At 35.7% G+C, this 221-nt stretch carries 1 rRNA gene; it reads left to right on the top strand.

The window, feature by feature from the left end:
* Nucleotides 1-151 precede the first annotated feature (151 nt).
* Nucleotides 152-221 (top strand): 5S ribosomal RNA (gene rrf / locus AC3A54_RS25655); the annotation flags it as partial.

The raw sequence follows: 221 nt of genomic DNA, 5'->3' as shown, positions 1-221 counted from the left end.
ATCGTTCGAGGACTTAACCAATTTTTAAAGCGAACTCGTTTTTTACAAACACTTCTTCTACATTATCTAGTTTTGAGGGAATGAAAAAATTAAATTTTCCTCTTGCAAAATATGAAAAAGACATTATAATAAAATAGTGTCGAATAAATGGTCTGGTAATTATGGCGAGAAGGTCACACCCGTTCCCATACCGAACACGGAAGTTAAGCTTCTCAGCGCCG

The organism is Neobacillus sp. Soil_C_43 (assembly GCF_057656715.1).
Note: the sequence above shows the minus strand (reverse complement) of the source record. Positions and strands in the feature narration are given on the sequence as shown.